Below are 25,156 nucleotides of genomic sequence, written 5' to 3'. Positions count from 1 at the left end.
AGTTAATAGTTAATAGTTAACAGTTATGGTTATTACTACTCACTTCGTTCCTAGTAATTCTCAACGTATCTTTTTATAAATTTGCAAAGCAAATTATATTGATAGATTTTTTAAAAAATATACCACTTTTTAATATAAAGTGGTATGTTTGTATAATTTAAATTAAAATACTGTTACTAAATTATTAAATATATTTTTATTTTCTTTTATCTTTTTATCATTTCCAAGGATTGTATAAAAATCTTTGGATACTACTGCTTTAACAAGGTCTGCATGTTTTCTCATATCTTCTTCAGTAGCATTTAAAATTTCTTCTCTTTCCTTTCTTAAATCCTCTAAAGTTATATGTCTTATATACATACTCACAGCTTTTTCACCTTTCATAGATGGTGTTAACGGCGAATCCAGTTCGCTTATTGTTCCTATTATATATTTTGTCATCTCTCTTTCTGAAGTAGAGAAAGATTCAATATATTTAACTATTTCATCGTAAGCTTTTAATGTTTCAGCTAAGTTTGGATCTCTATAAGATACAAACACCATATTTCCGCTTCTTACAAGACTTGTCATGGCACCATAAGCTCCACCTTGAACCCTTATTTTATTCCATAAATAATCTAATTTCATTATAGTCTTTAAAACTAATAATTTTCCACTATATTCGTATCCTAAATCTTTAAAGTTATATCCTTTAGCAACATATTGTACATTAGAAGGTGTTAATAGTCCCTCATTTTTTTGTTCAACTTTAAAATCATACACTTGTTTTTCATATTTATTATTATTTATATTATCAGTTAATATGCTAATATTAGCTTTAAGTTTTTCAAGTTCTTCTTTTTCTCCTGTTATAGAAACCATTAAGTTTTCTTTATTAAATACTTTATTTTTTATATCTTCTAATTTTGCTACAACATTATTTATTTCACTATCAAAGTTTTCTTCTAAGTGTTGTATAAATTTATAGAATTCTAGTCCTGAAACATTTTCTATATATTTTGATGCTGGAGAATAATAAGAATTAAGTCTTAATGCTGCTACTTGATGTCCTCTTTCAATTATAGACATTTCAATTCTTGATTTTAATTGTTGAACAACTTCTTTTATTCTTTTTATATTTTTAAAATTAGTGTAGTTATACATCTCTGATAACAATTCTAATTGATTTGGAACTTTATCTAAAATAGCTTTAGAATAGCCTACAACATATGGGTAATATTTATTTGCATCTAAACTATCACCAAAAACTTCACTTCTAAAATATATTCCACCAGTGTTTATAAGAACTTCATTAGATAAATCTACATAACTCTTCTTATCTGTATCTAACTTTCCTATAAGTGATGTTAGTAAGCTTAGATAACAGATATCTTCCTTTAGCACTGAAGTAGAGTCAAAGAAAACATTAATATATGCTATTTTGCTTGTAAATGTCTCATGCCATAAGATTTTTATATCTTTTTCACATTCTTCTTTTACAGATAGATCTTCTACATTTTTATCTATATCATCTAATGATAAAAGAGGAATTGTCTCTAATGCTTCTTTAGAATCTGGTGTATTTTGACGTAATATTAAAGTTTTTGTTTCTTCTATAATTTCTTCAAGTTGTTCATTACTTAAACTTTCTTTATAAGCTTTTAATTTTTCTTTTACTTTTTTATCTCTTTCTTCTGCTAAACCTTTTTTAGGTTTTAATACTAAAAGAGATGTATGGTTATTGTTTAATAAATATTTTTCTATTAGACTTTCAAAATAATTAGTTGATAATCCTTCTTTCATTTTTTCTATCATTCCATCATACTGTAAATGTATTAATGGATCTTTTCCATATAACCAACTATCCATAAGACTTATATAATAGAATAATCCCTTAGGAAATCCTTGAAAATCTGCTTCTCTTAATCTAAATTCCGTAATATTTATGCAAGCCTCTATAAGCTTTTTATCTATTCCATTTTTAACTAAATTTCTTAATGTTTCATCTACAACTTTTTCAAACTCCTCTTTTTTACCTTCCTCAGAGTTTTTAACTATTATACTAAACACTGGTTGAAGTATACTAGTGTCTAAACTACCATAAACATCTTTTCCTATATTATTGTCTATTAACGCTTTTTTAAGTGGTGCACCTTGAGTTTCTAAAAGTAAATATTCAAGCGTATCTAATGCTAAATGTACTTCTTCATCATAACCTTTCCCTGTAACAAAATTTAAGGCCATAAATGTTTTTTCTTTTTCACTATCTTCCTCTGATATTGGATACTCATCTACCACATATTTTCTATCCCCTAAAGGCTTTTGCTGTTTTATTTCTGAATCTATTTGTTTATATTCAAAATTAGATAAATATTCCTTGTCTATAAAGTTTAAATACTTATCTATATCTAAATCTCCATATAAAAATATATAACTATTAGATGGATGATAATATCTTGAGTGGAAATTCAAAAATCCCTCTTGTGTTAAATCTGGTATAAATTCTGGATCTCCGCCAGATTCTACTCCATAAGTTGTATCTTCAAATAAAGTTTCTTGTATTTTTCTCATTAAAACGCCATCTGGAGATGAAAATGCACCTTTCATTTCATTATAAACTACACCCTTATAATTTAAATCATCTTCCTTATTTTCAAGTTCATAATGCCAACCTTCTTGCATTAATATTTCAGGATTTGCATATATATTAGGATAAAAAACTGCATCTAAATATACATCCATTAGATTCATAAAATCCTTCTCATTTTTACTTGCAAGAGGATATATTGTCTTATCTGCAAAGGTCATTGCATTTAAAAATGTATTCAATGATCCTTTTATCAACTCTACAAAAGGCTCTTTTGTAGGGAATTTTCTAGAACCACATAAAACGCTATGTTCAATTATATGGGCCACCCCTGTATTATCTTCTGGTGGAGTTCTAAATCCTATTGTAAATACCCTATTGGTATCATCATTACCTAAATATAATAATTTAGCCTTAGTCTTTTCATGCTCGAATACTTTTGCTAAAGAATTAATTTCTTTAACTTCTACTTCTTTTAAAAGCTTGAATCCATTATTCATTAAAATTCCTCCTAATTTATCTTTATCCTTTAGCCATAATTAATATTTAAAAATAACTTTTAATATGCTAATATAATAAAAAATCATATTAAAATTATCATTATTTTAACTATAGGTCTATTTTGATATAAGTACGCTTATTTGTATGTTTTGCTTTACTAAAAATTAATATTCATTAAAATAATTATACTATAAAAAAAAAGATTGATTCCATAATTTAACTACAAATCAATCTTATCATACTATAGTTGTATTCATTTAAAATAAAACTACAATCTTGGTATCATTATCTTTCCTACCATAGATAAAATATTAGCATCTTCTATTCCAAATTCCTTTGTACCAGAATATGCACAAAGATATAAAATACCTATTACTATACCCTTTTGAATTATAGGTGTCATAATTACAGACTTAAAATCTGTACCAAGAGAATTTTCTTCAAGTTTACTTAAATCTTCGATTTCTATTGTAGTATTTGTCTTTTTTTCTTTAATAACATCTAAAATTAAATCTTTATCATATTTTTTTAGTGTAAACCAAGTAGCTTCTCCTGGTTTTCTTGTATATATATGCTCAACATCAGTACCATTTATAATAAATAATGATGCACTTTTACATTCTATCATTTTCATGATACTACCAAGACAAAGATATATTATTTCATCTTTATTTTTGTTTTCTCCAACTATTTCTATTATATCAAGCATAGTAGACGCAATTCTAATATCTTTGTTTATATTTCCAGATACTATTCCAGTTATTTTATTAGTAGAATTTAAGTTTCCCCTATAGCTCTCATCCCATATAACAGATTTATTTCGCCCTGTATTCTTTGCTGCATATAAGGCTTGATCTGCTTTTTCAATTAAATCTTCATATTGAGTTGCATGCTCTGGATAATTAGCTATTCCAATACTTATAGTCACATCACGTCTTCCACTAAGCAAGTCTCTTTCTTTTACGCTAGTTCTAATTCTTTCTGAAATACCAAAGGCTTCTTCACTACTTGTCTCAGGTAAAACAATTATGAACTCTTCACCACCATATCGACCACATATATCACTTTCTCTTATATTTAACATAGCTGTTTTACATATCTCTTTTAATATGTTGTCACCGGTTCTATGTCCAAAATCATCATTAACTCCTTTAAAGAAATCCACATCAAACATAAGTATAGAAAAATTTGAACTACATTCACTACAAGAATCTAATTGCATTGTGATTGCTTTTTCTAAATATTTTCTTGTCATGCTTCCTGTAACTTTGTCTAAAGAAGAATTTATTTCCGATAAATATTTTTCTATTAAAACCCCTAATACTTTAGATAAATTTAAACATGTTTCTAAAGATTCATTATTTATTTTATTTAGTATTTGATCTGACTCTAAATATATATATCCTTTTATATTGTCTACATAGTGCATAATACATTTTCTATTACTATTTTCTAAATTACTATCCATGATTATAGGAACACACATAATCCCTTTGATTTGGGATGTAGATACCTTACAGTTATCTAAATCTAAATACTCCATATAATTTTCATTTAAAATAAATTCTTTTTTAGTATCTCTCACTGTGTTTATTATATTTGAATCTTTCGGCAATTTTGTGACATTTGATGTACTTTCAAGTATATTAAATCCATTTTCATCTTCTATAATAACCATAGCCTTATTAGATATAGTTATATAACTTAAGTATTTTAGAATTAACTTTATATTATTCATACTATCTGATGTAAAGTTTTTAAATAACTCACTAGTACTTCTTATATTTAAATTGTATAAATTAGCATTAACGTCTTTTAAAGACATAGATAATAATTCCCCTCTTATTATCTCTTCATTTAATATTTCTTTAAATAAGTTTTCCATATCTTGATTATTATTTAGTTGCAAACTATATTCATTTAAGTTTGATTCCTGTTTTCCTTTTTTGTAATAATCTAATAATGCTCTAAATTTTATAAAAGCTGTTTCCATTTTGTTGCTGTTTAAAAAACCTAACCTTAAATTTTTAGGCATTTGAAGAATTAAATCTATAATTGATCCACAAGCCTCAAAATAATATATAATAGCATAGTTATGCTCACCATTTTCTAAGAACTTATCTCCTATGCAAATTAATAATATCCACAAAAGAAAATTTTCTTCCTGCTCCTTAAAATCATTTAATATATAATTTAAGCTTTCTATATTAGGTTTTTCTAAGAGTATATGATTTAAAAATCTTAAGGTACTTTTATTTCTTTTAAAATCTATTTCTACTTCATATTCATTAACTAATCGTAAAACTAATTTTGCCTTTTCATTTTCTCTTTTTAAATAAAAATTTATCACAGAATTTAATATAATTAATATTATATTGTCTTTATTAACTATATCTTCTATCATTTCTTCTAATACAATTAGGTACTTATTTATATCTTTTTCTGCTTCTTCTTCCAATTCATACACTATTTCGCATACCTTAGCTAATTTTGTTAAAGATACACCTGTATTTTTCGACGATTTTTTTGCAATATTCAGAAAATTTTTAGCCTTCTCTTTTTCACCACATAAGCAATGCAAATTGTAAGCTAATATATAAAATTGACCCTTATCCCTATTATCAACATCTGGTCCATCAGCATAGTTTTTTACTAAAGAATAGTACCTATAAGCTTCGCTATATTTACCAAATTTATAAAATATACTTCCTAAATACATATAGCAATAATGTTCAAATCTTTTTTGTTTTTCCGCTTCTTTTAATTCTTTTCTACGCAATTTTTCTATGGCTTTCATGAATGTATCATAAGCTTCTTCATATTCATCTAAACTATATTGAACAAAACCTATGTTTACAAGTCCAAGAACTCCATAACTTTCAATGTTATTATCTACCTCAATTTTATAAACCATTTCATAATATTCCATGGCTTTATCCATTTCTTCATAAAAATCGCTGTATATAAGTCCTATATTATTCATAATTCTTACTTTTGCTAGAGGATATTTATCTGTACAAAGTTCTAAATTTTCAATTAATATAGGTAATGCTTCCTGTGGTTTATTTTTAACTATAAGTATAGCACTTATCATGTTACAAAATTTAAATCTATAATCTAAATATTTATCCTTACATAGTTCCATACCTTTCAAACAAATTTCATAGCTTTTATCATATTCTCCTATTGCCATATTGATTTCTGCTTTTATGTGCATATATGCTATATTTCCATCTTCATATTCTATATCTTTTAAAGACTTTTCTATTTTTAACATATATTTTTCTATTTGCTTAAAATCTTTATCATTTAATAAAATTGACACTATAAGTATCATTGAATCCACTGTTATTTTCGTATAATCTTTCATAGCTCCGATTCTACTTGCTTTATGAAAGCACTCTAGCGCCTTTTCTGTATCAGACTCTTCTTTATAAAGGATTCCTATATCAATTAAAATTTTTAAAATTTCCTCATCAAACTCATGCTCTTTATATGAATTTAAAATTTTAAAATAATTGCTTATTGCATCTTTTTTATTATTTACTTCTAACATCCTTTGTGCATTTTTATTACAATAGTATTTCAAAGATTCTTTATCATTAGCCTTTTCTAGATGATATATAATTTCCTCTAAATATTCTAGACTTCCATCAAAATAGTATTTTTCAAGAACCTTATATGCCATTTTATGTTTTTCTACTTTTTCATCATCATCTATATCATCATAAAGATATAATTTTAAAAATTTATTATAGAAATCATATACAAAGCCCCTGTCTTCAATTTTTCTACATAGAACACCCATATCAATCAACTGTTCTAATTTATTCATTAGTATATTTATATCTATATTAAGCATTTTTAATATAAGCTTTTTATCAATAGCTTTATTAAATATAGACATAATTGTTAATATACTTTTTGATGTTTTATCGAATTCATCTATTTGATCTTTTACCGTATCATACATTGTTGCTGGAAGTTTAAGATGTCTTAACTCATATTTGTTATACCACTTTCCGCTATCATCATTTATATAAATATACTTTCTAAAAAATATATTCTTTAAAACCTCTTCTATAAATAATGGATTGCCATGGGTATTATTATATATAATCTGGGTAAAAGCATTTGAAACATATCTTTTACATAAAACATTACTAATCATTTCATCAGTTTCGACCTCATTAAAATCACTAAGTCTTATCTTTAAACCGTTTTGTATATTAGCTTTTATCTTATTTAAAAAATCAATAAATTTTTTATTCTTTTGACATTCTCCATCGCAATAGCTAAATATTATTAAAACATTATTTTCTTTATTATATTTATTTAAACTATATATAAAGAAGTTAAGTGTTTGCTCATCTTCATAATGTAAATTGTCTATAATTATAATCACAGGTTTATCTCTAGTAACCTCACAAACAAAATTAACAACTTCATTTATTAATTTTACTTTATCCTTCTTTTTTAAGTTATTCTCAGTAATTTTAATATTGTACTTCTTTATAAAGTTTGGTATAAACATATTAAGAACATTAGCATATTTTAAAATTAAATCTTCACAAGCATTACTAGCTATGCTTTTTAATATATACATCAAAGCATTACTCTTTTTAGTTGTATATAAATTACTATACACTGTGAAATTCTTTAGCTTTAATATATATTCTAAATGCTTTAAAAATCGCGTCTTGCCTACTCCTGACTCTCCATGTACTGCAACAATTTTATCTATTCTTTCATACTTATTCATAGATTCACAAAGCTTTACTATGTTTTCTACTTGTTCACTGCGTCCTACAAGTCTAGTGTTAAAATTTAGTTTTTCTAATAACTCCTTTTTATATGGCTTAAAATTTTTATGATATATCTTATTTATTTCTAAAATAACATCTGTTATATTGTTATATCTATTTCTTTTATCCAGTTGTATCATATTTTTTATTATGTTATAAATATCCTCATCTATATTTTTTTGTAAATACAAATTATTGCTATAGCTACCGTCTATATTTTTAACTATAACTTCTAAATTTTTACTATTTATTTCAACTTTTCTACTCTTTAAACATAACATCAATAAAATTATACCTAATGAATATACTTGTACACTTAATGTATCTTCATCATTACTTTTTTTACATAAATTAAAAATCTCTCTATTTTCCTGTTCCTCATTAAACTCATACTTAGTAAGTTCTGCAGATAGCACATCTTTAAAAACTATTTTATCTTCCTCTTCATTGTAATATATACTATCATCATTTAAGGAGTCATAAATACATCCTTGGACATCTAAATAATTTAGCATTTGACATAACTTCACAAAAACATCTAAAATTTTTTCTTTATTTTCAAATTTTATGCTACAAAGTTTTTTAGTATTTTTCGAAAATGCAGTAACATAATAATAACTTTTATTTGAAACATTTTTGTTATCTATAGTATTTACTAATCCAAATTCATAAACAGGAATAAGTCCAGCTTTATTTAAACTTCCTAAACTTGAACAAGACTCTATGCAAAATGAAATAAACTTTTCAGGTATATTTTTTGAGTTAAGAATGTTTATTATTACATCTATTTTATTATTTTGTAAATCAATAGCTTTATACGAAGAGTATAATCTGCCTTGCTTTAACTGTTCAATTATTTTATATTTATTATTTAATATTTCCACTCCAACCCTCACCTCGTTATTAGGTATACAAGAATATAGTTACAACTCATCTTTCCATTAAAATAGTATAAATTTCCAATATAAAAACAAAAAAATAACTAGTCAATATATTTTATTCCATATATATTTTAAATAAAATAAATTATATAAAATTTTAAATGGCTCTATTATATTAACTAGTTAGTTATTTTCAGATTTTTATTATGTTTTTATTAGCTTTTTATTTTATGTTAAAATTTCAAATCCATCCTCTGTCACTCTTATAGTGTGTTCCCATTGAGAAGAAAGTTTTCCATCTTTAGTTAATGCTGTCCACTCATCTTCTAATATTACTGTTTCTGGAACACCTAAGTTAATCATTGGCTCAATAGTAAATGTCATATTTGGAAGTAATATCATTCCCTCTCCCTTTTCACCTACATGTGCCACAAAAGGCTCTTCATGGAACTCTCTACCAATTCCATGACCACCAAATTCATATACTACAGAATATCCATGGGCTTTTGCATGCTGCTCAACAGCGTATCCAATATCACCTACAGTTGCAAAAGGTTTTACTTGTTGCATACCTATTTCTAAACATTCTTTTGACACTTTAACTAAATTTTTAGCTTCTTCTGACGCTTCTCCCATTATAAACATTCTACTAGCATCACCATAATAGCCATCAACAATACAAGTAACGTCTACATTTACTATATCTCCATCTTTTAATATAGTATTTTCATTTGGTATTCCGTGGCATACCACTTCATTTATTGATACACAAGTACTTTTAGGATAACCATAATATCCAAGCGGTGCAGGATAGCCATTATGCTCTACAGTATACTGGTGTACCCATGTATTTATTTCTTCTGTACTAACCCCAACTTTTATTTTTTCTGCAACCATATCTAAAACATCATGAGTAAGCTTACATGCTTTTCTTATTCCTTCTACTTCTTCATCAGTTTTTATTAATTCTCTTGGTATTTGATACCCTACTTGCTGTTCTATTTTTTGAAGCTCCATATCTTTTTCCATATGACATTTTTTATACTTCTTTCCACTTCCGCACCAGCATAAATCATTTCTATTAATTTTATTCATATCTTTTCCTCCTAAGTATTTAAATAGCTTATATACCTATAATCATATCCAAAGTTAATTAGTAATTAACTTAAACTAAAAATATCTACATATACTATATTTTATTACTATTTTTAAATATGTATATGTAATAATATGTTAAATTTAAAATTATGTATATATAGAACTACAGGCTCAAGCTTAAATTTATTCATTAATTTTTATTAACTTTCCACTTTTATAAGTTATCACTATTTTTAATTGAAATCAAAATTTTAATGTATAAGTTAAAAAGCCTATGTTTTCTTAGACCCATGAAAAACAAAAGTTAGGATATACCTAACTTTTAAATTATCCTTAATATTATTATACAATAAATTTCAATAAAATGGTAATTTTAAATATGATATATATATATTATTCTTTTATCTTTATCCTGCAATAACTTTAAATATTCATATAATGACACATTTTTTCTATTTATACTGTGTTGTGCTACAAACAAATCATTATGCTCTAAGTTTATATTAAATTCTTTAGCGTGAATAATTTGAGTATGATATGGGTAATTATTATTTTTTATATCACCGTATTGTATAACATCACCGATATCTAACATATTATAAATTTCATTAAAATGACTTAATGCATAATCCACAGTGATTTCTTTAAATAATAATGCCTTATTATTTCCAGCTCCATTTTCATTACCCCAATATTTTCTAAAATATCTAGCACTCCTCCAAGTTAATGATATTTTTTTTAATTGTTTTTCATCTTTTGTGTAGCAAAACCACTCCTTATAAGAATCATAACTTTGTCCAACCATATCAATTCCGCCAGCTTTTAGAGCTTGACAAACAAAATTCGCACAATCATTTTCTTTAAATATTGGATACTCACTTATATTAGGACTTTCTGCATATGCCTCTGCATAATTTTTAGCTGCTTCTCTATTATATCTTCTATACATGGATTGGTTTTTCTTTTCTTTAAGTAGCAGTTTTTTTCTTACATTTGATATAACTTTTTTTATTTTCACTACTACCACCAACTTAATCATATTTTTAATTATAAAAAATTTTTTAATACATTTTTTACAATAAATACATTTATATTACATACTATATTATATACATAAATTCTATAATTGTTTTAAGTAAAATAATTATTTAAAAATTTATTAAAAAAATGACAAATAAAACTTTATTTTAGTTTTATTTGTCATTTAAAATTCCAATATACTTTATTCAATTACATTTCCTATCTTTCTAAATTTAAAATACCTTTGTTTTAAAAGCATATCTATAGGTTCTCTTTTCAATCTACTAATAGCTTCTCGTAAATTTTTATTTATATTTTCACACATATTTTCTAAATCATTATGTGCTCCACCTAGAGGTTCTTTTATAATTCTATCAATTACTTCAAGTTTTAATAAATCCTTAGATGTTATTTTCATATCTTCTGCTGCCTGTTTTGCTTTATTACTATCTTTATATAAAATGCTTGCAAACCCTTCTGGAGAAAGTATTGAATATATAGAGTTTTCAAGCATCCAAACTTCATCTGCCACTGCTAGTGCCAATGCTCCTCCACTTCCCCCTTCACCTATTACAATAGATATTATTGGAGTTTTCAGTTTGGACATTTCAAATAAATTTCTGGCAATAGCTTCTCCTTGTCCTCGTTCTTCAGCTTCAATACCACAAAATGCTCCTGGAGTATCCACAAAACATATTACTGGTCTTTTAAATTTTTCAGCCTGCTTCATAAGCCTTAAAGCTTTTCTATAGCCTTCTGCCTTTGGCATTCCAAAGTTTCTTAATATATTCTCCTTTGTATTTTTACCTTTTTGATGGGCTATTATAGTAACCGGTACATTATTAAATTTAGCTATACCTCCTACAATACTAGAATCATCACCATAAAATCTATCACCATGAAACTCTATAAAGTCTTGAAATATGTTATTTATATAATCTAATGCTGTTGGTCTTTCCATTTTTCTTGCTATTAAAACTCTATCCCAAGCAGTCATGTTTGTATATTTCTCTTTAGCCATTTTATAGAGTACAATTTCTAATTCTTTAATTTCTTTACTAAAATCTATACCAGTTTCTAAGGATCGTTTTTTTAAATCGTTAATATTTAACTTAATTTCTTTTAATTTTTTTTCAAATTCTAATAAGGCCATGTTACATCACTCCATTTTAATGTACCATTAAACATGATAACTTAAAATATTTCCAAGAACTTTTTTTAAGTTCTTTCTATCTATTATTTTATCTATAAATCCTTTTTTTAATAAAAACTCTGCCTTTTGAAAATCCTCTGGTAGTTTTTCATTAATTGTTTGTTCTATTACTCTTCTTCCTGCAAAACCAATTAGTGTATTAGGCTCTGAAATTATAATATCTCCAAGCATTGCAAAACTTGCTGTGACCCCTCCAGTTGTTGGGTCTGTTAAAACCGATATATATAAATTTCCATCCTCACTATGCCTTGCAAGTGCTGCCGATGTTTTTGCCATCTGCATTAAGGAAACTATTCCTTCTTGCATTCTAGCACCACCTGATGCAGTGAAAATTATTACTGGTCTTTTATATTCTGTAGCCCATTCTATAGCTCTAGTTATTTTTTCTCCAACTACAGAACCCATACTTCCCATTAAAAATCTGCTATCCATAACAGCTATTACTGTTTCATATCCATATATGTTACCAACCCCTGTAATTACTGCTTCATTTAAATTAGTATCTTTTTTATTTTTTTCTATTTTTTCTTCATACCCTTTAAAATTAAGTGGATTTTTTGTTTCCATTTTTTCATCAAACTCTATAAAAGTTCCCTGATCTATAATTTGATTAATTCGCTCTTTGCTTCCCATTCTAAAGTGTTTATTACAATTTTCACATACTCTAAAGTTCTTTTCTAAGTCTTCTTTATATAAAAGCTTACCGCATTTTTCACACTTCACCCATAACCCATTAGGTATATTAGGTTTTGATGTATTATCAGCTTTATTGATAATATCTTTTTCTCCAGTTCTTACTCTAGCATATCTTTGTTTCTTTTTAAAAAGTTTATTTATTTCAAACATACTCTAACCACCTCACTAAGAGCGATAACCTAGCTGCTCGGATATGAATTTTGTATTAAAATTACCTTCTTTAAATTTTTTGTTATTTAAAATCTCTAATAAGAAATCTACATTGGTTTCAACACCATCTATAAGCAATTCATCTAATGCTCTTTCCATTTTTTTTATAGCTTCATCTCTATCTTTTCCATAAGATATGATTTTTGCTATCATTGAATCGTAAGTTGGTGGTATTTCATAGCCAGCATAAATAGCTGTATCCACTCTTATTCCTAATCCACCAGGTAAATTTAAATATTTTATTTCTCCTGGGCAAGGTATAAAGTTTTTACTTGGTATTTCTGCATTTATTCTACATTCGATTGAATGACCTTTTAAAATTATATCCTCTTGTGAAAAATCAAGTTTTTCTCCACTTGCTATTTTAATTTGTTCTTTTATCAGGTCTACTCCTGTTATCATCTCTGTTATTGCATGTTCAACTTGTATTCTAGTATTCATCTCCATAAAATAAAATTTATTGTCCTTATCTAAAAGAAATTCTATTGTTCCAGCGTTTTTATAATTAATAAACTTTGCTGCCCTAACAGCTACCTCACCCATTTTTTCTCTTAAATCTTCTGTTATAATTGGTCCTGGCGCTTCTTCTATTACCTTTTGATTTCTTCTTTGTATAGAGCAATCTCTCTCTCCTAGGTATACAGTGTTTCCATAATTATCTGCTAAAATTTGAACTTCTATGTGTCTTGGACTTTCTATGAATCTTTCCATGTATATGCTTCCATCACCAAAAGATATTTCTGCTTCTGTTTTAGCAGTCTCAAAAGCTGAAACCAAATCTTTCTCATCATATACTATCCTTATTCCTCTTCCACCGCCGCCGGCAGAAGCTTTTACCATTATAGGATATCCTATTTCCCTGGAAATTTTTAACGCTTCTTGCGAGTCTTTTATTATTCCTTCTGAACCTGGAACAATTGGTATATTGGCTTTTTTCATTATTTCTCTAGCCTTTGATTTATTACCCATATTTTCTATATTTTCATAACTAGGTCCTATAAATGTTATATTGCATTGCTCACACATCTTTGCAAATTTACTGTTTTCAGATAAAAAACCAAAACCAGGATGTATAGCTTCTGCTCCTGTTAATACAGTTGCACTTAATATATTTTTTTCATTTAAATAACTATCTTTGGCTTTAGCTGGTCCTATACATACTGCCTCATCTGCTAATTGAACATGTAATGCATCTTTATCTAATGTAGAATAAATTGCTACAGTCTTTATACCAAGCTCTTTACATGCTCTTATAATTCTTACTGCAATTTCCCCTCTATTAGCTATTAATATTTTCTTAAACATATTATCAAGCCCTTTCCTATTAGCCTATAGCAAAAGATAACTCTGCCTGACAAGCTACTTTTCCATCAACGGTAGCAGTTGCTTTACCTATACCAATAGGACCTTTCATACTTATTATTTCTACTTCTAATTTTAAAACATCACCAGGTATAACCATTTTTTTAAACCTAGCCTTTTTTATGCCACCAAAGTAGGCAATTTTACCTTTAAAATCTTCACAAGATAATAATGCTACCGCCCCTACTTGTGCTAGTGCCTCTATAATTAAAACTCCTGGCATTACAGGTTTTTTAGGAAAGTGACCTTGAAAAAAATATTCATTCATTGTCACATTTTTAGTTCCTATAGCCTTTTTTCCTTCTTCTATCTCATCTATTCTATCTATAAGTAAAAATGGATATCTATGAGGTATAATTTCTTGAATCTCTTCTATAGTTAAACTTGTTTTTTCCATAAGTTCCTCCTTAACATGCCTCTATTTTAATTAAACATTGTCCATATTGAACCATTTCTTCATCTTTTACATTTATCTCAGAAACTACTCCATCAACATCGCTTTCTATTTCATTCATTATTTTCATAGCCTCTATTATGCATATTACGTCACCTTTTTTTACTCTAGATCCAACTTTTACAAAGTTTTCTTCATTTGGAGATGGTGAACCATAAAACATACCTACCATTGGCGATAATATTTCTTTTATATTTTTATCTTCTACTATCTCTACTATTTCTTCTTTAGGTTCATATGATACTAATTTTTCATTACATTTTTTTGTTTCAACTTTTTCTTCATCATGTTTGATAGATACACTTTCCATATTAATCTCTTTAGAAAGTTTAATTTTTGTTCCGCTTTCTTCGTATTCAAATAAATTTATATTAGACTCACTTATTGTTTTTATAAGTTCTTTTAAGTCATTAATTTTCATAATTTAACCCTCCCATTTTTTAAATAAAAGTGTAGCATTATGACCACCAAATCCTAATGAATTACTAAGAGCATAATTAACCTTAGCATTTCTACCAACGTTAGGTACATAATCTAAATCACATTCTTCATCTAAAACTTTAAGACCAATTGTAGGTGGTAAAAAATCATCCTGTAATGATTTAATACATGCTATTGCCTCTATAGCTCCTGCCGCACCTAATAAATGTCCTGTCATTGATTTAGTTGAACTTACTGGGATTTTATATGCATGTTCACCAAATAAAGCTTTTATAGCATTTGTTTCGGATTTATCATTATAATAAGTACTTGTTCCATGGGCATTTATATATGAAACCTCATTTGATTCAATACCGGCTTCATCTATAGCCATTTTCATTGCTCTTAAAATTTCTCTAGTATCTGGTGCTGGTTGAGTTATATGATATGCATCACAAGTTGCTCCATACCCAACTACTTCACCATATATTTTTGCACCTCTTTTTAATGCATGTTCTAATTCTTCAAGAACTAAAATTCCTGCACCTTCACCCATTACAAATCCATTTCTTTCTTTATCAAAAGGAATAGATGCTCTTTTGGGATCTTTACTTTTACTTAAAGCAGTAAGTGAACTAAATCCAGCAATAGCAATATCAACTATTGGTGCTTCTGCTCCTCCAGCTATTATAATTTCTGCTCTATTAGACTTTATCGCTTCAAAAGCTTCACCTATAGAGTTTGTTCCTGTTGCACAAGCAGTAACAATAGATGTGCATATTCCCTTAGCACCATATTTTATTGCAATTTGTCCTGCAGCTATATTTCCTATTATCATAGGAATCATAAACGGTGATACTCTATTAGGACCTTTTTCAAGCATTTTATTATGTTCTGATACTGTTGTTTCAAGACCACCTATACCAGAACCTACAATTACACCCATTCTATCCTTGTTTGTATTTTCAAGGTCAAAATTTGCATCATTCATTGCTTCCATTGTAGCTACCATTGCATATTGACAATATTTATCCAATTTTCTACCGTCTTTTTTAGTCATATAATCTTCTATGTTAAAGTTTTTAAGTTCTCCTGCCACTACAGCCTTAAAATCTGTTGCATCAAACCTAGTTATATGGTCAATTCCACAAACTCCATTTTTTGCACCATTCCAAAAATCTTCTACAGTGTTTCCTATTGGTGTTAATGCTCCCATGCCTGTTACTACCACACGTCTATTCATTGTAAATAAACCTCCTAATTTGTTATAAGTAACTTTTTAAATTACATTACCATACCGCCATCTACGTTTATTGTTTGACCAGTTATATAGTTTGCCTCTTCTGATGCTAAAAATCCAACAACATTAGCTACATCCTCACTAGACCCAAACTTTTTTAATGGTATTTGATTTATAACATTTTCCTTTATTTTCTCATTTAAAACCTTCGTCATGTCTGTTTCTATAAACCCTGGTGCTATAGCATTTACAGTTATTCCTCTGCTGCCAACTTCTCGTGCTATAGATTTTGTAAAACCTATAACCCCTGCTTTTGAAGCGCTATAATTAGCTTGACCTGCATTACCTGCAATTCCTACTACAGAGCTTATATTTATTATTTTTCCATATCTTTGTTTCATCATAATAGGAATAACTTGTTTTGTTGCATTAAATGTACCTTTTAAATTTATACTAATAACAGAATCAAAGTCTTCTTCTTTCATTCTCATAATTAAATTGTCTTTAGTTATTCCTGCATTATTTACTAATACATCTACAGCGCCAAAAGTTTCTTTGCAAAGTAATATAAGTTCTTTTGCGTCATCCATTACTGATACATCACCTTTTATTGCTTCACATTTAACACCTAGACTTTTTACTTCTTCTAAAAGCTCTTTTGCTTTTTCATCATTACTTCTATAATTAAAAACTATGTTATAACCTAACTTTGCAAGCTTTAATACTATACTTTTTCCTATTCCTCTTGAAGCTCCTGTTACTACTGCATTTTTTTCATTCATATATAGCACCCCTTTTTTATGTCCTTAAAAATTCAAGGGCTTTATTTAAAGACTCCACATCCTCTATGTTTAATGTTTTTAATTTTCTATCTATTTTTTTCACAAATGAACTTAGAGTCTTTCCTGGCCCTATCTCTATAAAGATTTCAATTCCATCATCTATCATTTTTCTAATAGATTGTTCCCATCTTACTGAACTAACAACCTGTTTTTTTAGGTTTTCTTTAAATCCTTTATTTATGTAATCCCCTGTGACATTTGTTATTATTTTTGTATTACCTTCATATGTTTCTATACTCTCCAATGCTTTTTCTAAATTATCAGCAGCATTTTTTAACATAGAAGTATGAAATGGTGCACTAACTTGTAATTTTATAACTCGTTTTGCGCCAACTTCTTTTGCTAAATCACAAGCTTTTTCTAAAGCTTCATTCTCTCCACCTATAACGATTTGTCCTGGACAATTAAAGTTAGCTACTTCAATAATTCCAAAATCCTTTGCTTTTTCGCATACGGATATTACAGTTTCCTTATCAAGTCCTATTACTGCAGCCATTCCACCTATACCAACAGGCACTGCCTCTTGCATAAACTTTCCTCTTTTTTTAACAAGTTTTATTGCATCCTCAAACTTTAATATGTCACTACATACAAGAGCAGAATATTCACCAAGACTTAAACCTGCAACTACATCTGGTTTTATTCCTTCCTTTTTTAATAATTGTAATAATGCAATACTTACTGTTAATAAAGCCGGCTGTGTATATTCTGTTATATCTAACTTATTTTCTTTATCCTCAAAGCAAAGTTCACATATATTAGTAGACAGTTCTTTATTAGCTATTTCAAAAATTTCTTTGCTTTCATTAAATTTTTCATAAACTTCTTTGCCCATACCTACGTATTGTGAACCCTGTCCTGGAAACAAAAAGGCTATTTTCTTCATAAAATTACTCCTTAAAGATTTAATAGTTTGTCACACTCATCTATTATTTCCTCTATAATTTCTTTACAATTTTGCTTCTTTTTTATTAAACCAGCAATTTGCCCTGCCATAACAGATCCCATATCAATGTCACCTTCTGTAACAGCCTTTTGCAATGCCCCTTTACCTAAAGATTCCAACTCTTCAAGTGAGCATTTATCTTTTTCCATTACGGTATATTTTCGTGATAATTTATTTTTTAATACCCTAACTGGATGACCTGTGCTCCTTGCAGTCACTACTGTATCAATATCTTTTGATTTTATTACTTTATCTTTATAATTCTCATGAACAGTACATTCATCTGCAACTAAAAACCTAGTCCCTATTTGTACTCCACTAGCTCCTAACATTTTTACTGCAGCCATTCCTCTACCGTCACCGATTCCGCCTGCTGCTATAACAGGTATACTTACACTATCAACTATTTGTGGAACTAGCGATATTGTGGTAATCTCCCCTATATGACCACCAGCTTCACATCCTTCTGCAATTACAGCATCTACATTACATTTTTCCATTCTTTTTGCTAATCCTACAGAGGCAACTACAGGCATAACCTTTATGTTGTGTTCTTTCCACATCTCAACATACTTACCTGGGTTTCCTGCTCCTGTTGTAACAACAGCTACTTTTTCTTCGCACACTAACCTTGCAATATCTTCTGCATATGGACTTAGTAGCATTATATTTACACCAAAAGGCTTATCTGTTAACTTTTTAGTTTGTCTAATTTGCTCTCTAACATATTCAACTGGTGCATTACCAGCTGCTATTATTCCTAGCCCCCCTGCATTTGATACTGCTGAAGCTAAAGAACTATCTGCTATCCAGGCCATTCCACCTTGAATTATTGGATACTTTATTTTTAGTAATTCACAAATACGCCAGTTCATATAATTCCTCCTATAAATTAAAGGGAAAAGTCATAGAGTTCCAATTTCACTTTTAAAATTATTCCTTTTAAAACTTGGATATACCAATAATGATGCATGCCCGTAAGCACCTAACTTCATCACCTTATTTAGCATGGATATATTTTTAGCTTACTGAATAATTGTAATTGGATAATATATCTCTATCTATTTCCCCTTAGCAACCTAAAAAATATTATTTTATTTTTTCTTCAATATAAGATACAAGTCCTTGAACGTTTGTTATTCCTTCTAATTCTTCGTTAGGAATTTCTATGTTAAACTCATCTTCTAAAGCTATAACTATTTCAAATAACTCTAAAGAATCTAATCCTAACTCCTCATTAAATGTTGATTGAAGTTTTATATCACTTTCATCTATACTAACTTGCTCTGCAACAACCTTTTTAATTTTTTCAAATACCATTTTAAAATCCTCCTAAAATAATTTATTTTTTCCAATTTATAAGTGCACTTCCATAAGTAAGTCCTCCGCCAAATCCAATAAGGATAAGCTTCATGCCTTCTTTTAAAAGTCCATTTTTATTTAATTCATCTAATGCTATAGGAATACTTGCCGCTGATGTATTTCCATACTGGCTCATATTCATATAAAATTTTTCTTTATCATATCCTTTGGCCTTGATTACAGCCTCTATAATTCTACTATTTGCTTGATGTGGAATAACATAATCAATGTCATCAAAAGTTAAATTATTTTCATTTAATATTCTTTCAATGCTATTTTCAATCACTCTAACAGCGAACCTAAATATTTCTTTACCATTCATTGATATGTTATTTGAAAATTCTTCTTGATGTGGAACATAAATATTCTTTAATTCTAAACCATCACAAGTTAAACAATCTGATTTTTCTCCAACACTTACACATTCAATTGATTTAATACAGTCTTCTTCACTTCTAGATAAAATCGCTGCCCCAGCCCCATCACCAAATAAAACACAAATGCTTCTGTCTTGCCAATCAAGTATTTTAGATAATACTTCTCCACCTATAATCAAGGCATTGTTATATGCTTTGCTATTTATAAATTGGCTAGCTATATTAATCCCATAAACAAATCCACTACAAGCAGCAGATATATCAAATGCCATTGCACTTGATGCACCAATTGCGCTTTGAACTAAGCAAGCTGTAGCTGGAGTTACTTTATCCGGTGTTATAGTGGCAACTATTATAAGGTCTATATCTTTTCCATTTAAATTTGCATTTTTCAGGGCTTTTTTAGCAGCTTCAATACATAATTGGGAGTTGCTCTCACCAGTAGAAATGTATCTTTGTTTTATACCAGTCCTGCTATATATCCACTGATCACTTGTATCTAAAAATGTTGATAACATATCATTTGTTACAACATTACTAGGTACACATCTACCTGTGCCTACAATTTTAACTTTCATAACAATGCCTCCAATTTTAAAGGTCTTTATATTTTTCTTTAAAAAATTTATTCACTTTATCAAGAGATGAGATTAATAAAAATTCTTCTTCTTTTGTTAATCCCTCAATTGTTGAACCTATCATATCTGTATGAAATTTTTGATGAATTCTATAAACTAATTTTCCTTTGTTAGTTAATGATATTTTTACAGACCTTCTATCTTTCTCACATCTAATTCTATTTACATATTCTTTTTTTACTAGTTTGTTTATTGCTGTAGTAAGTGTTCCAACTGTTATTTTTAATTCCTGAGCCACTTCACTCATAGTTTTTTCCTCATACATACCTATAGCGTCAATTGTGTGAATTTCTGTTATAGATAAGTCTTTTATTGGCCCATTAGATAGAGACTTCTCTTCTATTTTTAATATGTCATTAAAAATCTCCACTAAAATTTCATTTAATTTATGTGTATTTCTTGATGGCGAACTCATTTTTCCACATCCTTTGATTTATTTAAAATTTTAAATACTTTTATAATCAAATATTTTGATAATCAAAGTATAATTTAGATTTAATCCCTTGTCAATAGTTTTATTATATATACAAACCAATATATTTACATCAAAGGAAATATATTGGTTTATTTTTTATTCGCTATAACTTAACGGATCTACGGCACTTCCATTAATCTTTATTTCAAAATGAAGATGAGGGCCCGTACTATCTCCTGTGCTACCAACTGTAGCTACTTGATTACCCTTTTCTACCTTATCTCCATTTTTAACTGTAAGTGTATCACAATGAGCATATACTGTTTCTAAACTGTTACCATGTTCTAGTATTACAACATTGCCATACCCATTCATAACACCTGAAAACTTTACAGTTCCACTAAAAGCTGATTTTATAGGTGTCCCTGTATCTGCTGCTATATCTAATCCTTTATGCACAGTTCCCCATCTTTCACCAAAATAAGAGCTAATTACTCCTACTGTTGGAACATATAAACTTTTATTTGCAAAGATAGGCTGAGCACCTATAGCGTTTTGCGTTGAAACAATAGCTGTTTCATCTTTATTTTCTACTTTAGGCTCATTCTTTTCTTCCACTTCCTTGTTAACATTAACTTCAGTTTTATTTTCACCTCTTGAAATTGTATTAACAAGAGTTTCAGTAGTTCCAGTAAATGATATTAATTTTTTTCCTTCATTATTAGCTTTTATTATATCATTTGCTATATTTACCTCATCTTCTAATTGATTTTTTAAACATTCACATTCTTTATATTGTATATTGTTGTTTAATTGTATGTTTTTTAAATTATTTATTTTACTTTTAGATATATATTGGTCTTTAACTATTTCTATAGCTTTATCACCAATATCTTTGCTTTCAACATGAGCTATTACTTTATCATCACAAATCATTTCATAACTAGATACCTTTAAAGAGTTTTTTAATGATTTTTCTATATCTTCTTTAGACATATCTTTTTTAGTACTAAAAGGTTCTTTTTTTAATTTAAGATTATTTTTTATCTCTAAATCTTGATTTTTTGCTTCATTATACTCTATATTCCATACTTTTTTTATCAAATTTTCATCACTTGCAACTGCAATTATTTTGTTATTATCGTATAGCACATACTTACTAGTTAATTTGCTAATAAAGAATGTAAGTGTTAAACTAGTTGTTAAAGCTAATGTAAAAATAACGATTATTATAGTATATTTATGAATTTTTCTCAAAATATACCTCCTTTCCATTAGCATATTATTCCCTATTTAATTTAATTTAAACATGGCTATAATCATTGGAAATAATTATTAATTTTTTTTAGCTTTATGTGGTATACTAATATGGTCAAATACACCTTATTTAAAATTGAATAAGGTTACGATATAATTATATAGTGAAACAAATTAATTTCTTAACTTTTATTAGTTCTAAGATTTTAGTGTTTTGCTATTACTCTTTTTAGAGATTAAAATCTTTAAGGTGTTAGTAAAGGAATGATTTTATATTTCTATATATTTAACTAAAGTAAATAATTTAACAGTGAAAAACTACTTAGGAATTATAATTTAAATTAAAATATTATTTTATATTCCTATAAAAGATTTAAAATTAAATAACTAGAACATTTTAAAGTGAGGGATATACATGAGTACTTTCATGTTTAAAAACAAAAATTTAGGATATACTCCTGTAAGCAATGTTTTTATAGATAAATATATGACTAATGCACGTGGAGAATATGTAAAAGTATATCTTCTTGGATTAAAATATTGTATAAGTGGTGAACTAGGTGCTAATTCAGCAATCATAGCGAGTACATTATCACTTCTTGAAAGTGATATACTTAACGCTTGGAACTATTGGAGTGAAGTAGGGGTTGTAAAAATGTATGCCATTGATAATATGGGAAATTACACTATAGAATTCCTTGATTTAACAGAAAATATGAGTCCACCGGTTCAAAATGTTGATATATTAAAAGAGCTAGATAACTCTTCTATTAAAGATATGTTACAAGATATTGAAAAATTAATAGGAAGAACTCTATCGCCAAAAGAAATAGAATGCTATTTAAGTTGGCAAAAGGACTTTAACTTTTCTCCAGAACTTATACTCTTACTAATTCAATACTGTGTTTCTAAAGGTAAGGTTGACTATAGGTATTTTGAAAAAATAGCAATGGCTTGGCATGATCAAAAGATATCAACTATCGATGAAGCACAAAGCTTTATAAAAAAACATGAAGATAAATGGATTAATATAAGAAAAATACTTAAATATTTAGGGGTTAATTCTCCTGATGTTATGAAACCACAAGAAGATATGATTTCAAAGTGGATTCATACTTATAAATTTTCTAATGAAATTATTTATAAAGCCTGTGATGTTTGTTTCGAACGACTTAATAGGGCAGATTTTAAATATATTGATGGAATACTTAATAGTTGGTTTAAATCTGGAATATCTACCCTTGAAGATATTGAGAAAAAAGATAAGAAGAAGCTTAATTATAAACCTATAGTAAAGTCTTCTAATAAAGATACTTTTAATAATTTTGAACAACGAAATTATGATTTCGATAAATTAGAAAAAGATTTGTTAGGATGGTATGATAATGAATAAAACTTTTCATTCTCAAATTATGAAAATGTATGAAACTGTAAGAAAAAATGAAGAGCTAAAATTAAAAAACCGTAAAATGGAAATAAAAAAAGCTCTTCCTCAAGTTATAGATATTGAAAATGAAATAAAAAAACTTTCAGTAAAATTATCACTTATAGCAATAAAACCAATGGATAACAAAGATGCTGCTATTAATAGCATAAAAAATAAAATGATTGATTTAAAAATGAAAAAATCAGAGCTTTTAGTTTCTAATGGATATCCTATGGATTATTTATCAATTATATATAAATGTGATAAATGTAAAGATACTGGATATATCTATACAAAAAAATGTGATTGCTATAAAAGATACCTTGTAAGGGTTGGCTATGAAAATTCTGATTTAAAGCATCTACTTGATAAACATAGCTTTAAGAATTTTGATATAAATTATTTTTCAAAGGATTTTTACCAAGGTAGTTTAAGTCCTAGAGCTAATATGGAGCGAATATATAAAAGCTCTATTATATATGTTGAAGATTTTAAAAATCATGATGAAAATTTACTATTCTATGGGAATCCAGGAACAGGTAAAACTTTTCTTTCTCATTGTATAGCTAAAGATTTAATAGATGCTGGACATTTTGTCATATATAGAACTTCTGATGACCTTATATCAAATTTAAAAGATGCTAAGTTTAACAATAATACAGGATTATACGAAAGTTTAGTAGATTGTGATTTATTGATTATCGATGACTTAGGAACAGAGCAACTTTCAGATTTTAGCAAAAAAGAGCTTTTTAATCTTTTAAATACTAAACTTTTAAAAGATAAAAAAATGATTATTTCTACGAACTATGCATTAGATGAACTTTCATCTATATATTCTGAAAGATTTACATCTAGACTATTTGGTAATTTTACACTTAAAAAGTTCTTTGGTGATGATTTAAGATTAAAAGTGGCACGTTTAAAAAGACGCTAATATAGGAAAAGACTATCTTAAAATTTAAAGATAGTCTTTTTGTTATATAGAAATATAAACTCATATTTAAGTTTATTCATAAAATCTTTATTATCAATTAAACATTAAAAATAAAAAGCTCAACTTTTTCAAGCTGAGCTTTTCATACAAAAGGAAAATTTCTTTTAAAGGATAAACGACTATAACCAACTTTGTCTACCTATATGTTACCACGTTTTCAAAGTATTGTGAATTTTGTTTTTTGAATAGTTAATACTTTCTCTATAGGTTTTCTTAATATGTTTAATGTAATATTTGAATTCTTACTTATATTAATGTTTCATTATATAAAAAAGGAAGGCCGAATACGACCTTCCTGGCTTTTAACATTAGAAAAAGTAAAAAAACCTTGAACTAAGTTCAAGGTTTTAGTTGGCGACCTAGAAGGGACTCGAACCCTCGACCCCCGGCGTGACAGGCCGGTACTCTAACCAACTGAGCCACTAGGCCA

At 27.6% G+C, this 25,156-nt stretch carries 19 protein-coding genes and 1 tRNA gene; 2 read left to right on the top strand and 18 right to left on the bottom strand.

The features are described 5' to 3' along the window. Window positions 1-162: 162 nt before the first annotated feature. The 17 genes from AZI32_RS14535 to AZI32_RS14455 all read right to left on the bottom strand — a co-directional run bounded on the left by AZI32_RS14535 (window position 163) and on the right by AZI32_RS14455 (window position 22,303). Entirely contained in the window at window positions 163-3,066 is a 2,904-nt protein-coding gene (locus AZI32_RS14535) for an insulinase family protein (RefSeq protein ID WP_061996504.1), read from the bottom strand. A 269-nt stretch (window positions 3,067-3,335) separates the two neighbouring features. Beyond that, window positions 3,336-8,756 (bottom strand): diguanylate cyclase, encoded by a 5,421-nt coding sequence (locus AZI32_RS14530; protein WP_061996503.1) that lies wholly within the window; start codon window positions 8,754-8,756, stop codon window positions 3,336-3,338. 225 nt (window positions 8,757-8,981) lie between these two features. Beyond that, the gene (locus tag AZI32_RS14525) at window positions 8,982-9,848 is read right to left on the bottom strand and encodes a methionyl aminopeptidase (RefSeq protein ID WP_061996502.1); all 867 of its coding nucleotides are present in this window, start codon (window positions 9,846-9,848) and stop codon (window positions 8,982-8,984) included. A gap of 376 nt (window positions 9,849-10,224) precedes the next feature. After that, window positions 10,225-10,869, bottom strand: coding sequence for an amidase domain-containing protein (locus AZI32_RS14520; protein ID WP_082761276.1), 645 nt, complete (start codon window positions 10,867-10,869; stop codon window positions 10,225-10,227). 204 nt (window positions 10,870-11,073) lie between these two features. Further along, entirely contained in the window at window positions 11,074-12,024 is a 951-nt protein-coding gene (locus AZI32_RS14515; protein ID WP_082761275.1) for an acetyl-CoA carboxylase carboxyltransferase subunit alpha, read from the bottom strand. 27 nt (window positions 12,025-12,051) lie between these two features. Next, window positions 12,052-12,930: an acetyl-CoA carboxylase, carboxyltransferase subunit beta gene (gene accD, locus AZI32_RS14510; RefSeq protein ID WP_061996501.1), complete on the bottom strand. Its 879-nt coding sequence runs from the start codon at window positions 12,928-12,930 to the stop codon at window positions 12,052-12,054. A 15-nt stretch (window positions 12,931-12,945) separates the two neighbouring features. Then, entirely contained in the window at window positions 12,946-14,295 is a 1,350-nt protein-coding gene (locus AZI32_RS14505) for an acetyl-CoA carboxylase biotin carboxylase subunit (protein ID WP_061996500.1), read from the bottom strand. A 19-nt stretch (window positions 14,296-14,314) separates the two neighbouring features. Then, window positions 14,315-14,749, bottom strand: a complete 435-nt coding sequence (gene fabZ / locus AZI32_RS14500; protein WP_061996499.1) for a 3-hydroxyacyl-ACP dehydratase FabZ — start codon at window positions 14,747-14,749, stop codon at window positions 14,315-14,317. 10 nt (window positions 14,750-14,759) lie between these two features. Continuing rightward, window positions 14,760-15,227 (bottom strand): acetyl-CoA carboxylase biotin carboxyl carrier protein, encoded by a 468-nt coding sequence (accB, locus tag AZI32_RS14495; RefSeq protein ID WP_061996498.1) that lies wholly within the window; start codon window positions 15,225-15,227, stop codon window positions 14,760-14,762. Between the two features lie 3 nt (window positions 15,228-15,230). Then, window positions 15,231-16,469, bottom strand: coding sequence for a beta-ketoacyl-ACP synthase II (gene fabF, locus AZI32_RS14490; RefSeq protein ID WP_061996497.1), 1,239 nt, complete (start codon window positions 16,467-16,469; stop codon window positions 15,231-15,233). Between the two features lie 41 nt (window positions 16,470-16,510). Beyond that, window positions 16,511-17,248, bottom strand: coding sequence for a 3-oxoacyl-[acyl-carrier-protein] reductase (gene fabG, locus AZI32_RS14485; RefSeq protein WP_061996496.1), 738 nt, complete (start codon window positions 17,246-17,248; stop codon window positions 16,511-16,513). Window positions 17,249-17,264: 16 nt separating this feature from the next. Continuing rightward, window positions 17,265-18,194 carry an ACP S-malonyltransferase gene (gene fabD / locus AZI32_RS14480; RefSeq protein ID WP_061996495.1) on the bottom strand — a complete coding sequence of 310 codons (930 nt, stop codon included), beginning with the start codon at window positions 18,192-18,194 and terminating at the stop codon, window positions 17,265-17,267. Window positions 18,195-18,205: 11 nt separating this feature from the next. Next, window positions 18,206-19,129, bottom strand: a complete 924-nt coding sequence (gene fabK / locus AZI32_RS14475) for an enoyl-[acyl-carrier-protein] reductase FabK (RefSeq protein ID WP_061996494.1) — start codon at window positions 19,127-19,129, stop codon at window positions 18,206-18,208. Between the two features lie 214 nt (window positions 19,130-19,343). Then, a complete protein-coding gene (gene acpP, locus AZI32_RS14470; RefSeq protein ID WP_061996493.1) occupies window positions 19,344-19,574 on the bottom strand; it encodes an acyl carrier protein in 231 nt (76 codons plus the stop codon). 22 nt (window positions 19,575-19,596) lie between these two features. After that, the gene (locus AZI32_RS14465) at window positions 19,597-20,571 is read right to left on the bottom strand and encodes a beta-ketoacyl-ACP synthase III (protein WP_061996492.1); all 975 of its coding nucleotides are present in this window, start codon (window positions 20,569-20,571) and stop codon (window positions 19,597-19,599) included. Window positions 20,572-20,587: 16 nt separating this feature from the next. Continuing rightward, complete coding sequence (locus AZI32_RS14460; protein WP_061996491.1) at window positions 20,588-21,046, bottom strand: MarR family transcriptional regulator; 459 nt, start codon at window positions 21,044-21,046, stop codon at window positions 20,588-20,590. Window positions 21,047-21,202: 156 nt separating this feature from the next. Continuing rightward, window positions 21,203-22,303: a M23 family metallopeptidase gene (locus AZI32_RS14455; RefSeq protein WP_061996490.1), complete on the bottom strand. Its 1,101-nt coding sequence runs from the start codon at window positions 22,301-22,303 to the stop codon at window positions 21,203-21,205. A gap of 415 nt (window positions 22,304-22,718) precedes the next feature. Between AZI32_RS14455 and AZI32_RS14450 the strand changes: the two genes are divergently transcribed. Both AZI32_RS14450 and AZI32_RS14445 read left to right on the top strand, forming a co-directional pair. Continuing rightward, window positions 22,719-23,696, top strand: coding sequence for a DnaD domain protein (locus tag AZI32_RS14450; protein ID WP_061996489.1), 978 nt, complete (start codon window positions 22,719-22,721; stop codon window positions 23,694-23,696). Beyond that, entirely contained in the window at window positions 23,689-24,666 is a 978-nt protein-coding gene (locus AZI32_RS14445; protein WP_082761273.1) for an ATP-binding protein, read from the top strand. The genes AZI32_RS14450 and AZI32_RS14445 overlap by 8 nt, the downstream gene beginning before the upstream one ends. A 412-nt stretch (window positions 24,667-25,078) precedes the next feature. Here the strand turns inward: AZI32_RS14445 and AZI32_RS14440 are convergent. After that, a tRNA-Asp gene (locus AZI32_RS14440) sits at window positions 25,079-25,155 on the bottom strand. Window position 25,156: the final 1 nt, after the last annotated feature.

It is taken from the genome of Clostridium sp. ATCC 25772 (assembly GCF_001573875.1).
In the GTDB taxonomy this organism is placed as follows: domain Bacteria; phylum Bacillota; class Clostridia; order Clostridiales; family Clostridiaceae; genus Clostridium_J; species Clostridium_J senegalense.
Note: the sequence above shows the minus strand (reverse complement) of the source record. Positions and strands in the feature narration are given on the sequence as shown.